Below are 15,111 nucleotides of genomic sequence, written 5' to 3' on the forward strand. Positions count from 1 at the left end.
TTATGACTGTGCGTAGCTGATTTCACGCAAATAAAACGCTCCCCTTAGGGAGCGTTCTTCGCAAGATTAAGCTGTTGCTACTTCGTTTTGCGCTTTCGCCTGACGCATTTTCTTCAGGGATACTGCAACCAGCGCGGTCACCACTGCACCCGCTGCCATACATGCCAGAGCCAGTACAGGTTTGTTCATTGCACCCAGAAGGGCAACTACTGGACCACCGTGAGCCACGCTGTTAGTGATACCGAAGGAGAAGGCCATTACCGCAGCAACCATTGAGCCGATAACGTTCGCAGGAATCACTGACATTGGGTCTTGTGCTGCGAAAGGAATCGCACCTTCAGAGATACCCACCAGACCCATGGCACCGGAAGCTTTACCCGCTTCTATTTCAGACTGTTCGAAGATGTTGAACTTGCGGCCAATAACCGTAGCCAGCGCCATACCTAGAGGAGCAACAGGAATCGCACATGCCATCGCACCCATGAACTGTGTTTGACCGCTTGCAATCATGCCGACAGAGAACAGGAATGCCACTTTGTTGAATGGACCGCCCATGTCGAAGCCAGCCATACCACCCAGCACAATACCCAGCAGGATAACGTTACCTGTGCTCATGTTGGTCAGCATAGTATTCAGGCCTTCCATCAGTCCCGCGATTGGCGCGCCGATCACGAAGATGAACAGACCAGCAATGAACAGAGAACCTGTGATTGGTGCAATCATGATTGGCACCAATGGCTGGATAAACTTGTGATAGTTACGGGTAGCTACCCATTTCACGAAGTAACCCACCAGCAGACCTGCAACGATAGCACCGATGAAGCCTGTACCTGCTTCTGCGCCATAGAACGAACCGTTGTTGGCAATCCAGCCACCAATCAGGCCAGGAGCCAGACCTGGACGGTCAGCAATCGCGTAAGCAATGTAACCGGCAAGGATTGGGATCATCAGGGTGAAGGCAACCACGCCCACATCCAACACTTTGTTCCACATGCTGCCAGGAGGGATCGCCATGCCTGCTTCGGTAGGCTGACCACCAATTGCCAGTGCCAGTGCGATCAAAAGGCCACCGGTTACTACGAATGGGATCATGTGAGATACGCCATTCATCAGGTAACGATACAAATCAGAGCGTGCCTGAGAAGCTTTGCTTTCAGACGACTCAGATGCTTTGTCATCAGCAGAAGCAACGTATGCTGGAGCTTCCAGCGCTTGATTGATCAAGCCTTTTGCATCTTTGATTGGCGCTTTAACTCCGGTTTTGATCAGACGTTTGCCAGCAAAACGGGTCATGTCCACTTGCTTGTCACAGGAAACGATAATCGCTTCTGCGCGGGCAATTTCTTCTGCAGTCGGGCTGTTTTTCACGCCGATAGAACCGTTGGTTTCTACCTTCATTTCATAGCCCAGTTCTGCTGCACCTTTCTCCAGTGCTTCTGCCGCCAGATAAGTGTGTGCAACACCTGCAGGGCAACCAGTCACACCAATCAGCAAACCTTTATTGGCTTCTGGTGTTTCCAGTTCTTGTTTTTTCTCGAGTAGCAGAGCGAGCGCCTCTCTAGCGCTTTCGGCTTTCATGAAGCTTTCGATAAAGCCATCTTCAATCAGTTTTGAAGACAGTTCAGCCAGCACTTCAATATGGTGGTTTGCGCCGCCGTCTGGCGAAGCAATCATGAAAAAGAGTTTTGAAGGCAGGCCATCTTCAGCACCGTATTCGATGCCTTCGCGGCTGATACCGATAGCAACAGCAGGCTCAATCACTGCAGCACTTTTTGCGTGCGGCAGGGCAACGCCATCTTCGAAGCCGGTGTTACCCAGTTCTTCACGGGCGTAAATATCAGCCAGGAACTGTGCTTTGTCGTTGACTCTGCCCTGAGCATGCAGAAGTTCAATCATCTCGGCAAAAACGTCTTCTTTGGACGTTGCTTTCAGGTTCAGGCAAATCAGATCTTCATTGATTAGCGATGTAATCATGATGTCTATCCCTCAAAAGTTTTTGTTTTTAACGGTTCTCACCAATAGATATATTTTCCCGTTTTCGCGCGTACTGTTTGAAGAGGAGAGATAAGGCTTTTACTGGATATTTGTAACATTAAAAGTGAGGTGTGATCTTGTTCTCATTAAGAGAAGAGTTATGATTTAGTAAGGAGGTAACTTTAAATATATAATATTCATGTACTTATATTTGTTCATTTATCATCTGTTAGTGCGCGAGATTTGGAGTATTTTCAATGGTGCTAGAGATTAGTAACCTATAAGTGGTAGCAGAGACCGCATTTTTGGTGAGCCTTGTCACGCAATGAGTACGTGCCGTGGAGAATATGTGGTTGGTTAAATTACGCGAGCGCATAATCGGCGCGTTATTGAGTACTAGAAAAAATAACCATGAGTCAGGTCTTTCAACTGCTGCTGGAGAATCTTCTGGCAGAGCGCGAACACTTCAATCGCATCTGGTTTGCGAGCGATCAAGTGACGCCACCTCAATTCAGTTATCAGGTCAACTTTCCCCGCGTTGAACTGGTGATCAGCGGTGAATATCCCAACCTTTTGGAAAACCCCGACAAGTCGATCACTGAATCGAAACTATTGGCAGGGGATGCTTTGTATGTGCCGCCAAACAGCTGGAACAAACCCAACTGGGACACAGACTGCTCCGTCCTGAGCCTTTTGTTCGGCAAGCGCCAACTGGGCTTCAGTTTGGTGAGTAAGGCTAAAAATCAACCGGGTTTTTATGACGTGCAAAAGTACAGTCTCCAAACCCGAACCGGCCATGCGATTGACCATATTCTCGCTGCGCTGAATACACTTGCCAAAGAGCCCGTGCAAACGCCGATGGATGGATACCTGCTCCATGCGCTGTTGAGCTATTGCCAGCAGACGCTTACCGCGCCCGCTGCTGGTACACGTAACCGGGTGGAAGATTTGTATCAGGGGATTTGTATCTACATTCAGGAGAACTTTCACCGCCACATCACTCGTGAGTCGATAGCGCACCGCTTCAATATCACGCCGAATCACCTGTCGCGGCTTTTCCGACAGCAAGGCCATATGCGGATGGCGGATTACATTACCTGGGTGCGGATAGACCGAGCCAAGTTCATGTTGAAACGTTATGATTTTCGGTTGGGGGAAGTGGCAACCCGTTGTGGCTTTCAGGATGTCAATTACTTCTACCGCGTGTTTAAGTCCAAAACTGGCATGACACCGTCTGAATATCGGGGCTCAGACTGACGCATTGGAAAGGGAATGGATGATGATGGTTTCCAGAATATCCGTATCCTGGTTATCGGTGAGATATCGGCAGAAATGTTCTTCCAATAGCAATTGAGAAAAGCCAGAAAAGGCGACCACGTGCGCGCGAACCGGTGGCGCAGGGAGCATCATTCCTATCACCCGCGTCACTTCACCTCGCTGAGAGCCCCAATCCAATGGTAAGGATGTGGTCGCTATCATCAGATGCGCCTTGGTGACATTCGGCGAAATGATATGGGGCAGTGCAATGCCATTGCCCATAAAGGTCGCTGAAACACTCTCCCGTTTATACAGCGCGTTGAACAAGTCTTCCTGACTGGCAGGTTCAGTCATTGAAACTTTCAGGGCGAACTCTGCCAATAACGCGTGTTTATCTAGTGGAGATCTATCAATGCGGTGGATGCAGCCCGTGAAGGGTAGGGTGACATGATCTGAAGGCTCAAATGGCGCACTATTTTTGCCACCGGAAAGTACGTGAGCATGTTCATCCAGAAAATCGGTGAGCACCATGGAAGCAAGCTCGGCATCAGACCCTTCAATCAATAACTGGCAGAGATCGCCCGGCTTGATACTCAGGCTCATCATCCTTATAGGGTGTTCGACACTGGCTTGTTTGCGCTGGGAGATATTGCAGAACATCGTGACGGATCGGAAATAGCCCGCCAGCGTTTTCAGACGGTTCAGCCTCCATGCTGCCAAGCCTTCTTCATCAACAAAGAAGGTGATCCTCCGGGTGATCATAATGTTTTGCAGCGCTCCAATACTTTCACGGGATCCGTCAAGACTTCTTCAATGGTCACACAGTGGATTTTACTGCCAGTGAAACGGGCGCGGTCTTCTACTTCAATGTCTGAGGCAATCAATACCACATTCGCGCGGGCGATATCCTGAATGCTGAGTGGGTTCTCAATACCCATCGCGCCCTGGGTTTCTACTGCGATTTGAATACCGATTTGTTGCGCAGCTTTTTTGAGTTCAGCAGCAGCCATATAAGTGTGGGCGATACCTGTAGGGCAGGCTGTGACAGCAACGATTTTCATTTTTCTGGATTGTCTTGTTTGAGTGAAAAAAAGCGGTGTATTTTCAGCTAAGAACTTCAATCAGTCCGTGATTTAGCCCACGTTGTTGTAGCCTGATGGTTCTGCTTTGCCGTATGGGCAGTGGCGACAGCCATTGCCACAACAGGTGCCACGGCGTAAATGGTACCAAGCTGAGAATACATAAAGTCCACGTTCGATGGTGTAATCCAGTCCTTCTACTAACTCTTTATGCTCGCGATAGGGCTTTGCCAGACGAATCAAGTCATTGGTGCTGTATTCCTGATAGAGGGTTTTCAGCTTCTCGTTAATGCGTTTAGCCAGACAGGTTTTACACAGACACGAGAGGTTGTCCTCTGCTGCGGGAGGAAGAATATTGGGATACTGCATGCACCAGCATTGACCAGACTCAGCAGTGCATTCAAGCGCGTTTCCGCACTCAGGACATTGACTCATGCTTACCACGGGTTAGAGAAATGAGCGGGAATTGTACCTGAAAGGACGCTTGCGATCCTTCCCCAATACTCTGCGATCTAATTCACTCTTTTTGAGAACTTATTTTACTGCAAAAAGAAATGATAATAATTTGCATTCAATATTGTTTTGGGAGTGAATCTACATGGCAAGTGAACACGCCTTTCATAGTGACCCTTTGTTAAGGGTTCGAGATCTTTGCGTTGACTACATCACGGATGATGGTCATTTCCGTGCGGTGAAATCGGTCAGTTTTGATATTGGCCGAGGTGAAGTCTTCGGCTTGGCAGGGGAATCCGGCTGCGGAAAAAGTACCATCGCATTTTCGGTGAACAATCTGCACAAGCCACCTGCGTACATTTCCGGCGGCGAAATCTGGCTGGAAGCGAGAAACCTACGCACGCTGTCCAAAAAAGAGCTGGCAGCGGTTCGTTGGAGCGAGATCGCCATGGTATTCCAAAGTGCCATGAATTCCCTGAACCCAGTGCTCACGGTCGAAGAGCAATTCGTGGATGTGATTTGCCACCACAAAGGTTGGACGCGCGCTGAGGCAATTGATCGCGCTTACAAGATGTTGGACTTGGTGAATATTCCCCGTGATAGGTTGGGAGACTACCCGCACCAGTTCAGTGGCGGCATGCGTCAGCGTTTGGTGATTGCGATTGCACTGAGCTTGAGTCCGAAACTTATCATCATGGATGAACCCACAACGGCGTTGGATGTGGTGGTGCAACGCGAAATCCTTCAGCAGATTTTCACCCTCAAAGAAGAGTTTGGCTTCTCTGTGCTTTTCATTACCCATGATCTGGCTTTGATGACTCAACTGAGCGACCGCATTGCCATCATGCGCCACGGTGAAATAGTGGAAGTGAATAGCTCAAAAGAAATCCGACAGAACCCGCAGCACGAATATACCAAGAAGCTCTGGGCTTCTTTCCCGAATATTCACGACCGTGAAGGCAGCAAAGCCAAGTTTGAAGAGGGGGCAACCGCATGAGCCAGCCAATCATTGAAGTTAAGAACGTTTCAAAAACCTTCCTTGCAGGCGGCGGTTTCTCCAAAAAAGAACCCTTTGAAGCACTGCGCGGCATCAGCTTTGATCTTCACAAAGGGCGCGCATTAGCGTTGGTCGGAGAATCCGGTTGCGGAAAAAGTACCGTGGCACGTCTTATCACCAAGGTGCATGGTATTACGTCGGGAGACATTCTGTTTAAAGGGCAGAACATCAATAGCATCAATTCGGGCAAAGCACTGCGCGAATACCGGAGTAATGTGCAGATGGTCTTTCAAGACCCGTTTGGTTCGCTCAATCCGGCTCACACTATCGATCACCATATCGCTCGACCGCTGAAAATCCACAACCAGGCCACGACCGAAGAGGAAGTGAAACAACGCCAACGCGAACTGATGGAACTGGTCGAACTGGATCCGGATTGTCTCTCCAAGTTTCCTCACCAGCTTAGTGGTGGTCAGCGTCAGCGCATCAATCTGGCAAGAGCGTTGGGTGTGGGTGCAGAAGTGATTCTGGCGGATGAACCAACCTCAATGCTGGATGTTTCAATCCGTTTGGGCGTGTTGAACCTCATGCAGCGCATGAAGAAAGAGATGGGAATTGGTTTTCTCTACATCACTCATGACCTAGCCACAGCGCACTACATTGCGGAAGAAACGGCGGTGATGTATCGCGGACAAATCGTAGAGTGGGGCGATACACAGGAGATTCTCTCCAATCCACAACACCCTTACACCAAGCTTCTGATTTCTGCCGTGCCAGATCCGGATCTGCCATTTGCGGATCTTATCCATCAAACCGAAAACTACTCCCAGAACGCCGATGAGGTTCGTATTCTCAGTGCGAAACTGCAGCCTGAAATCCAGAAAGTTTCGGACAATCACTTTGTGCGCAATTGGGAGTCGGCGGCATGAATCGGTCCAATGAACTGACCGTGGATGTCTGGTTGGGTGAGGTTCAAAACTGGTACTGTAATCAAAACATCAATGAAATCTGCTGTCTTGAAGAAATGGTGAAGCAGGCGCCGCCGTCACTGTTTCTTCCATACATTGATGAGTCTAAGAGTCAGGCGATTGGTTACTGGTTGGATGCGTGTATGCGCATTCATCATCACCTTAATGCTCAGGACAGTTTCGAAGGCGCTTACGCTTTCCTCCAATTCGCCTACAGCAAGATGCAGGAAATGGGCAGCAACATTGGGCACGATTTGAAAGTGAAGAAATGGTGCCTGCAACGGATGGATGCTTTAGTCGTGGTACTGCTTGAGTACTGCCAGTGTCAGGACGGCGAGTACTGGCAAAGCGAAGCCAAAACCTTAATTGAAGCCCACGTGAGTTTCATGACCGCACAGAATCACTTAAACCTTTCCCAGGAAGTCGCAGCAGGATAGAACCTGCTGCAAGACTCGCCAATTATCTGTCTTTATTCCCATGCAGCATATTTCGTTAATGGCTCGTTAACAAAAACTTCAAAATCACTCAAATTCGAGACAAAGCGGAATTTCAATTCACGATATATCTATTGCCAGTTGTGAGGATACCCGAAATAAGTCGCTCGCTACTGGTTAATTTTTAAGCTAATTCAACCACTTTCTCATTGAGTGAATGGAATATCTCTCTTTGTGACTAATTATGCATAATTAGCTCGTGCAAATTTTGCCAATTGCCAGTAAGCAAGACAAAAGAAAGGGTTTTCACGACTGCATAACTAAAGTCATGGAGGCAATATGGTAGACGCAGCATCAAACGGTGATGGCAAGATGAGCCTAACCGCCAAGGTTATTGTCGGTTTGGTAGCCGGTATTATTCTTGGACTTGCTATTAACATTCTGGGTTTAAACCCAGCAGGTGGATTTGTTGACACCTACATCACAAACGGCTTGTTCCACGTTGTGGGCAAAATGTTTGTTAACGCGTTGAAAATGATGGTTGTCCCGCTTGTACTCTTCTCGCTGATTTGCGGGGTATGCGGGATTGGTGACATTAAAACGCTCGGCAGAGTGGGTTCGAAATCTTTCGCGCTTTATATTCTGACGACCGCTGTTGCGATTGCTGTAGCAATCACCATCGCATCAATCAGCGGTATCGGTACCGGCATGCAAATGGCGGCGGATACTGCGTTCTCGGGCCGTGAAGCGCCGCCACTTTCTCAAGTGCTTATCGACATCATCCCTAACAACCCAGTGAATGCGCTTTCCGAAGGCGAGATGCTGCAAATCATCTTCTTCGCCATCCTGATGGGTGTGTGTATTTTGATGGTGGGTAAAGAAGCGAAGAAAGTCGTTGAGCTGGTGGAAGTGCTGAACGAAATCATGATGAAGATGGTTACCCTCATCATGGAAATCGCACCTTACGCTGTGTTCTGTTTGATCGCCAAAGCCATGGCCAACCTCGGCTTGGGGCTCTTTGTTGAGTTGATTGGCTATGTGGTTGTTCTGATTGGTATCCTGCTGGTTCACCTCTTTGTGGTTATCCCAACCATCCTGAAAGTGTTCTCAGGCCTGAACATCGTCACTTTCATGAAGAAAGCCCGCAACATGCAGGTATTCGCTTTCAGTACTGCAAGCTCGAACGCAACCATTCCTGTTACGCTGCGTACCGTGACTGAGCGTATGGGCGTTAAGAACTCTGTCGGTTCTTTCACCGTTCCGTTTGGTGCAACCATCAACATGGATGGTACGGCGATTATGCAGGGTGTCGCGACGGTATTTATCGCTAACATCTACGGTATTGATCTGGGTGTAGGTGGCTTCCTGACTGTGATTCTGATGGCTGTACTAGCTTCTATCGGTACTGCTGGTGTACCGGGTGTTGGCCTGATCATGCTGTCGATGGTATTCGCACAGGTTGGTCTGCCACTGGAAGGTATCGGCCTTATCCTGGGTGTTGACCGTCTGCTGGATATGGTTCGTACCGCGGTTAACGTTACTGGTGATGCGGCAGTTAGCTGTATCGTTGCGAAGAGCGAAGGCAAGCTGGATGAGTCAGTCTTCAACGATCCAAACGCTGGTGTGATTACGCATGTGGAAATTGACCACGATGCGGAAAAAGAACTGGCAGATATCGCGAAAGGCTAATTTGGTCTTCTAAATGAAAAGAGCGCCTCAGGGCGCTCTTTTTTGTGGCGGGCTGTTGGCGAGTTATCTGCTGAGTTTCGGAACCAACCAAGATAACAGCACAGCCAACAAGGCAAACCCCAGTGTGGTTGCAGCAAGAATTTCGATACTTGAGTTGGACACTTGCCCAACGCCGCCAATCAGCCCGGCGACTCCCGCGACACTGACCAATGACCAGATAAATCCCTTCTTACCCAAAGGTGTTTCAATAGCCGGGGTTCGCTTTTTGGTCAGGAACAGCATCACAGCGAAAGTCAGTGAAAAAGCCGCACAGTAGAGAAAAGTTGGCTGGATCTGGGTGGCGGCAAGCGGAAGAGAGACAACGCCAATCAGTGCCCACAATACTGGCGAAACAACTTTGCTCTGGCGTTGAGTCAAAGCGTGTGAAACTGACACCACCAACGTACCAATCACGGCTCCGGCCAGCACGTCGGTGATATAATGGACACCAAGATAAACACGGCTTAATGCCACCAATACCGACGGTATTAACCAAATAGCGAGATATCCCTTACCTGCTTGTTTCAACCACAGATAAACCAGTCCCCACACTGCGAAGGCTGTGGCTGTATGGCCACTCGGGAAAGCAAAGCCTGAAGCGCCTGTAAGCTGAAGATCTGGGAACAGATAAAAGGGTCTTGGAACAGCAAAATGCAGCTTTGCGAAGCTGACAATCAAGGTGACAGCGACGGTTGTAAACATCAATTGAGAAACCCGTTTTACGCCGCCAGATGCCATTGCAATTGGGATAAGCAAGAAGAACAACACGCCGCCTCCCATTGCCGAGGACGCTGTAAGCAGTCCACCAAAAATAGAAGGCATCGCTTTGATGGCGTCTTGGAATGCTTGGTTAATCGACGCATTCCACACATTGAATTCAGCACTCATGTGGCTGAAATCATCAAAATGCGCGGTTTCACTGGGGGTGGCTGTCTCCAGCCAGGTTGGGATCATCATTACCTGATTGGGGAATCGGACTTCTTTAATGTCTACAGAGCTTGGCGTCATCATGGCAACATTTCTCACCTCACGGCCAAAATGTTCTGCTTGCCAACTGGCCACCATAGCATTGCCATCTTCCTGATTATGGATAGCAATAGGGGATAGGGCGCGACAATCAAACAAAACGGCTCTATCTAACCGCGCAAACTCCTTGACCACTTCAACCGCAATACCCGTCTCTTCGAGTGTCTCGCGGATCGCAGCATCAGCGGGGTTGTCGCTATCCACAAAGCCGCCAGGTATTGAAATTCGGTTATTCAGAATATCCCGGGTGACTAACACACGGCCTTGATCATCTGAGACTAAACAGGCTGCGCCTCTGATGGTTTCCGGTTGTTCGGTAGCAAATGCGGGTGAAAGGGCAAAAAAGCAAAGAAAGAAGGTGAGCAGTTTTCTTGTCATCGTCATATTCGAATTGTTTTAGTTAATGGGCATTCTAGCAGTCACTGACATTCAGGGTGCGAGAAAGTTTAAAATTCGTTTTGAAGGTTAATTTCCCATTTTTAAGATGTTGGGTTTTCTGATGTGCAGCAAGAAAATGCATAGTTCCTGGTGGCTTTTTGAGCATTTGAGTTAAAACATGCAAAAAGGGGGTTTACAGCCTTCCTAGACCTCGCTAATATTCGCCGCACTTACGGAGAGATGGCTGAGTGGTTGAAAGCACCGGTCTTGAAAACCGGCATACGTTAATAGCGTATCTAGGGTTCAAATCCCTATCTCTCCGCCACATTCTGGAAGTTGGGCTGAAAAGCTGGATTTCACAAGAATTGGAGCGGTAGTTCAGTTGGTTAGAATACCGGCCTGTCACGCCGGGGGTCGCGGGTTCGAGTCCCGTCCGCTCCGCCAACACAACAAAGCCCTGCAGGAAACTGCGGGGCTTTTTTGTATTTATCAGATTCCAATGGGGGGACTCTCACGAGCCATACGGCTTGAGTCCCGCTGGAGCGCCAGCCCGGCCGTTCCGCCAACGATTTAAGCCTGATGCGAAAGCGTCAGGCTTTTTTCTTATACGCGCCCCAGAAAGTGCTGCGCACTTTGGGCCGCGTCCGGGAGCCCGGCGCGCTCTAGTCCGTCCGCTCCGCCAACACAATGAAGCCTCGACAGAAATGTCGGGGCTTTTTCGTATCTTAAAATCCCACTCACTTGAGCTTTGTCGGAACTTTTTACGTCAAATAGCTGCCTGAGTAACAAGGGAAGCGACACATGTCGTTACACAGGATGAGTTATCCAACCTTTACATCTCGCGGCTGTCAGGGAACAATTCAACAAAGCCTGAAAAATAACATGGCGCTTTAAACTGGAAGATTATGAGTAATACCGAAACCAAAAAGCCGAACGCACTGTTCGAAATTGTCTTTAACGTATTTTTGCCTTCGTTCATTTTGATGAAGTTCAGTGGCGAAGAACACCTAGGCACCGTGATGGCGCTGGTGGTGGCGCTGGCCTTTCCGGTAGCTTACGGTGGATTGGAACTTGTTCGTAGCAAGAAACTGAATCTGATTGCCGCGCTGGGCTTTGTGAGTGTGTTGCTGACTGGCGGGATTGGGTTGCTAGAGCTGGATACGCAATGGCTGGCGATTAAAGAAGCCTTGATTCCTGGTGTGATTGGTCTGGCGGTGTTGATTTCCACTTTCACGCCTTATCCGATTGTGAAGAAGCTGGTTTTTAACGATACCCTCCTGAATCTCGAACTTATTAAAGAACGTCTCGCACAAACCAACAACACGGATGCGTTTGACCGCTGTCTGACCATCTCAAACTATCTGTTCGCCAGCACGTTTGTGTTCTCTTCCGTGATGAATTATTTCCTCGCAACCTGGATTGTGACCAGCCCAGCAGGCACGGTGGCGTTCAATGAAGAGTTGGGTAAGATGACGCTCTACAGCTATCCGATGATTGCGATTCCAAGCACATTGATGATGCTGGGTATTTTCTACTACGTGTGGCGTCAGGTGCGAGCGATGACGTCACTGGAAACAGAACAAATCTTCCACTTGAAGTGAGTTCAGCTCAAAGAAACATCGACAAGCCCGGCATTTTAGCCGGGCTTTCTCGTTTTAGTTTTATTCAAATCAGCCTCTTGAGCCTGTTTTGCCATCAGACCGTGAAATTTAACAAAAGTGATCATTGTCACGTACGGTTTGGCTTTGCTATATTCCCCGCCCGGTTAAAGCGAGCGCTTTTCGTTAACGAATGGCGTGAATAACCAAGCTTTCAATCGGCTGCAAAATGGAAACTTGCCCCAAGGAACTGGGCCCAGCGTAACTGTGAGCATTAGTACCCAAACAAACTACATCCTGCCTCTGCAGGTCGTTTGGGTATATGGGCCTTTGATATTCGCCTTTGGGTAAGACAACATCTGCAGCCTCCTGCCATGTTGCCTCTGCCTGCGCGCGTCTAATCAAAACCCGCCAAAATCCAGATACATAAGCAAGGTAACATAATGCAAATCATCTACAGCTTGGCCGGCGTATTGGCCCTGTTAGCGTGTGCTTACGCACTTTCAGACAGTCGTCGTGACATTAATTGGCGAACTGTTCTTGGCGCTTTCTCCCTTCAAGCCGGTTTTGCCGCGTTGGTTCTCTATTTCCCTCTTGGTCAATCTCTTCTCGGTTCAATCAGCAACGGCGTTTCAGGATTATTAGCTTTTGCGGACGAAGGAATCGGTTTTGTTTTCGGTGATCTGGCAAGTGGTAATTTCATTTTTGCTATCCGCGTTCTTCCTCTCATCATCTTCCTTTCTGCCATCATTTCTCTTCTCTACTACCTCGGTATCATGCAATGGCTAATCAAAGTGATTGGCGGTGCAATTCGACGTCTTCTGGGTACTTCTCAGGTCGAGTCTTTGGCTGCAACCAGCAACATTTTTCTCTCCCAGAGTGAGTCTTCACTGGTTATCCGCCCATTCTTGAAGAACATGACCCGTTCAGAGCTGTTCGCCATCATGGTAGGTGGCATGGCGTCTGTGGCAGGTTCCGTGCTTGGTGGATATGCGGCGCTGGGCATCGAACTGAAATATTTGATTGCAGCAAGCTTTATGGCCGCACCAGGTGGATTGCTGATGGCGAAGATGTTGGTGCCAGAACGTGAAGTCGCGATTGAGCAGGAAAACATCGAATTGGAAAAAAGCGCAGACGTTAACGCGGTTGATGCACTGGCTTCCGGTGCGATGAACGGCGTAAAAGTGGCAGTAGCTGTCGGTACCATGCTGATTGCGTTCGTCAGCGTTATTGCCATGGTGAATGCTGGCTTTGAGATTGTCGGTACCTGGTTTGGCTTTGAAGGCCTAACCTTGCAACTGATTTTTGGTTACCTGTTCTCGCCACTGGCATTTGCAGCCGGTATTCCATGGAGCGAAGCACTGAGTGCGGGTGCACTGATTGGTCAAAAAACCATTCTGAACGAGTTCGTGGCATTTATGGACTTTGTGAACGTGAAGGATACCCTGTCTGAACATAGCCAGATTATCGTGACCTTTGCGCTTTGTGGTTTTGCGAACATCGGTTCGATTGCGATTAACCTAGGTTCAATTGGTGCGATGGCACCAGAGCGTCGTCAGGATGTGGCGAAGTTAGGTTTTCGCGCCGTTGTCGCTGCAACTCTTGCTAACCTGATGAGTGCAGCATTGGCCGGTGTGTTTATCGCGTTATAACAGGTCTACAGACCCTAGTGCCTAGTGACTTAGCCCGTTTGTAGCGGGCTTTGTTTTTCGTCCTCGAAAGAAGTTTTCAGCTCAACGTCTTCTTTGTTGTCACTGATTCTTTCAAAGTGCGCAACGTAGAATTGCAGGTCATCCCCTTCGCTATGCTGGGCTTTCATTCTTGCTTTCACGCGAACGCCGTATCCGGATTTGTGCCTGAGGCCCAACTCGCCTTCCCAGCGACCGCGCCCCAACAAAGACAACCAGATCTGAGTATGAAAGGACTTGTCTGACGGGTTTTCTGTCAAAGAGCGGGGCTTCTCGCCAATGATGTCTTCCGGTTTATATCCCAAAATCTCGCAAAACGCGGAATTCGCTCGGATAACATGGCCTTTGGCGTCGGCTATCAGCATTGGAAACGCCAGTTCAAATGCCTGCGCATTCTGTCGTCGTTCTTCTTCCCGCGCTTTTTGCTTTGAAATATCGCGTATGTAAGAGACGAAGATGTAACCTGCTTTGGTTTTTGCCGAGGATATGGATATTTCAACGGGGAACTCGCGCCCACTTTTGCGCATTGCAGAAAGCTCAATTCTCTGGTCGAGCACCTGACCTTCACCGGTTTGCAGTAAGTGTTGCATTCCCATGATGTGGTTCTTTCGCATCCTTTCGGGAATGATGGTTTCTGCCAGTCTCAGTCCAAGAATTTCTTCTCTCGCCCAGCCAAAAAGCTGCTCTGCCGTCGGGTTGAATTCAATGATGGTATCTTGCTCGTCAACAACAACGATAGCGTCCAGTGATGCGCTGTATATTGCCTGGCTGCGTTCTTCGACTATCTGGGTTTGCTGGTAGGAAAACTCATGGTCCCGTAATGAGGACTGGAGCCTGTTGTAGCTTCGGTCCATCTTTTGCCTGAGTTGATTGACTTCATTGACCGTCGTCTCGATCTCGTCCACGTTAAAGAGACTGAATTTTGCGCTTCCCTCGTCGCCATCACTCAGTTGATGAAGTTTGCGAAGCGGACGGGTAATGGAAAAAAGCAAAACGTAAATCACCACAATGGCCAATAAACCGATACCGCTGGTACCCCAAATCAGCACCTGACCGACAGGGGAGGCCATATTGTCAGAGTAATGATTGCGGTAGCCGACAATGACAGTACCGAGTTTTCCCTCATCGTTTTCAACTTCCTCAATCACAACAGTGATGCCATCCTCCGGCGTTTCCAAACTGCGGCTGTGTGCAATCAGCGTGTCACCCTGATCTATGGTCAGGTAGGTTAAATCTTCGTGGGCGACAAAGCGGTCTGTCATATCTCGGATAATGGTGTGATTCTTTTCAAGTAAGGGAATCTCAAAGGTGACAGACACGAGCTCGGCAAGTTCTTTGGCGCGGTAATTCATTTCTTCCTTGCGCGCATCGGCCAGATAACCAAATGCCAGTGTGATAAAGGCGAGGATGACAGCAGTAAAAAAGAACGCGGTAAAAAGAACCGCTCTGGCTCGGATATTCACACCTTCTCCCTTGTTCTGAAACTGTTATGTCTGATCTAACTATAAGACATTTTGCCCAAACTACCTGA

General features: G+C 48.9%; 13 protein-coding genes and 2 tRNA genes. 9 read left to right on the forward strand and 6 right to left on the reverse strand.

The features are described 5' to 3' along the window. Positions 1 to 66: 66 nt before the first annotated feature. On the reverse strand, positions 67 to 1,974 hold the full coding sequence (locus QL223_RS14960; RefSeq protein WP_002541678.1) for a fructose-specific PTS transporter subunit EIIC: 1,908 nt from the start codon (positions 1,972 to 1,974) through the stop codon (positions 67 to 69). Positions 1,975 to 2,385: 411 nt separating this feature from the next. Here QL223_RS14960 and QL223_RS14965 point away from each other — a divergent pair, with 411 nt between their 5' ends. Then, on the forward strand, positions 2,386 to 3,231 hold the full coding sequence (locus tag QL223_RS14965; RefSeq protein WP_002541680.1) for an AraC family transcriptional regulator: 846 nt from the start codon (positions 2,386 to 2,388) through the stop codon (positions 3,229 to 3,231). Here the strand turns inward: QL223_RS14965 and QL223_RS14970 are convergent. The 3 genes from QL223_RS14970 to QL223_RS14980 all read right to left on the reverse strand — a co-directional run bounded on the left by QL223_RS14970 (position 3,223) and on the right by QL223_RS14980 (position 4,745). Next, positions 3,223 to 3,993, reverse strand: a complete 771-nt coding sequence (locus tag QL223_RS14970; RefSeq protein ID WP_002541682.1) for a PTS sugar transporter subunit IIA — start codon at positions 3,991 to 3,993, stop codon at positions 3,223 to 3,225. The genes QL223_RS14965 and QL223_RS14970 overlap by 9 nt on opposite strands. Next, a complete protein-coding gene (locus QL223_RS14975; protein WP_002541683.1) occupies positions 3,990 to 4,292 on the reverse strand; it encodes a PTS fructose transporter subunit IIB in 303 nt (100 codons plus the stop codon). The genes QL223_RS14970 and QL223_RS14975 overlap by 4 nt, the downstream gene beginning before the upstream one ends. 72 nt (positions 4,293 to 4,364) lie before the next feature. Next, the gene (locus tag QL223_RS14980; RefSeq protein ID WP_152442417.1) at positions 4,365 to 4,745 is read right to left on the reverse strand and encodes a cysteine-rich CWC family protein; all 381 of its coding nucleotides are present in this window, start codon (positions 4,743 to 4,745) and stop codon (positions 4,365 to 4,367) included. A 163-nt stretch (positions 4,746 to 4,908) separates the two neighbouring features. On the opposite strand from QL223_RS14980, the gene QL223_RS14985 reads away from it, so the two are divergent. From QL223_RS14985 to QL223_RS15000, 4 genes are all read left to right on the forward strand, one after another. After that, positions 4,909 to 5,760, forward strand: a complete 852-nt coding sequence (locus tag QL223_RS14985) for an ABC transporter ATP-binding protein (RefSeq protein ID WP_002541687.1) — start codon at positions 4,909 to 4,911, stop codon at positions 5,758 to 5,760. Then, a complete protein-coding gene (locus QL223_RS14990; RefSeq protein WP_002541688.1) occupies positions 5,757 to 6,689 on the forward strand; it encodes an ATP-binding cassette domain-containing protein in 933 nt (310 codons plus the stop codon). Before QL223_RS14985 ends, QL223_RS14990 begins: the two co-directional genes overlap by 4 nt. After that, complete coding sequence (locus tag QL223_RS14995) at positions 6,686 to 7,165, forward strand: hypothetical protein (RefSeq protein ID WP_039850483.1); 480 nt, start codon at positions 6,686 to 6,688, stop codon at positions 7,163 to 7,165. The genes QL223_RS14990 and QL223_RS14995 overlap by 4 nt, the downstream gene beginning before the upstream one ends. A 336-nt stretch (positions 7,166 to 7,501) precedes the next feature. Beyond that, complete coding sequence (locus QL223_RS15000) at positions 7,502 to 8,851, forward strand: dicarboxylate/amino acid:cation symporter (protein ID WP_002541690.1); 1,350 nt, start codon at positions 7,502 to 7,504, stop codon at positions 8,849 to 8,851. A gap of 63 nt (positions 8,852 to 8,914) precedes the next feature. Here the strand turns inward: QL223_RS15000 and QL223_RS15005 are convergent, their stop codons facing one another. Continuing rightward, positions 8,915 to 10,294 carry a phosphatase PAP2 family protein gene (locus QL223_RS15005; RefSeq protein WP_281545178.1) on the reverse strand — a complete coding sequence of 460 codons (1,380 nt, stop codon included), beginning with the start codon at positions 10,292 to 10,294 and terminating at the stop codon, positions 8,915 to 8,917. 234 nt (positions 10,295 to 10,528) lie between these two features. Between QL223_RS15005 and QL223_RS15010 the strand changes: the two genes are divergently transcribed. From QL223_RS15010 to QL223_RS15025, 4 genes are all read left to right on the forward strand, one after another. Next, positions 10,529 to 10,619 (forward strand) — tRNA-Ser (locus QL223_RS15010). 42 nt (positions 10,620 to 10,661) lie between these two features. Beyond that, a tRNA-Asp gene (locus QL223_RS15015) sits at positions 10,662 to 10,738 on the forward strand. A gap of 461 nt (positions 10,739 to 11,199) precedes the next feature. Next, the gene (locus QL223_RS15020) at positions 11,200 to 11,895 is read left to right on the forward strand and encodes a VC0807 family protein (RefSeq protein ID WP_002539120.1); all 696 of its coding nucleotides are present in this window, start codon (positions 11,200 to 11,202) and stop codon (positions 11,893 to 11,895) included. Between the two features lie 440 nt (positions 11,896 to 12,335). Further along, entirely contained in the window at positions 12,336 to 13,544 is a 1,209-nt protein-coding gene (locus QL223_RS15025) for a NupC/NupG family nucleoside CNT transporter (RefSeq protein WP_281545179.1), read from the forward strand. 29 nt (positions 13,545 to 13,573) lie between these two features. Here QL223_RS15025 and QL223_RS15030 read toward each other — a convergent pair whose 3' ends face one another. Beyond that, entirely contained in the window at positions 13,574 to 15,043 is a 1,470-nt protein-coding gene (locus QL223_RS15030; RefSeq protein ID WP_281545180.1) for a PAS domain S-box protein, read from the reverse strand. Between the last annotated feature and the right edge of the window lie 68 nt (positions 15,044 to 15,111).

Source organism: Grimontia sp. SpTr1, from assembly GCF_947387585.1.
Classification (GTDB): domain Bacteria; phylum Pseudomonadota; class Gammaproteobacteria; order Enterobacterales; family Vibrionaceae; genus Enterovibrio; species Enterovibrio indicus.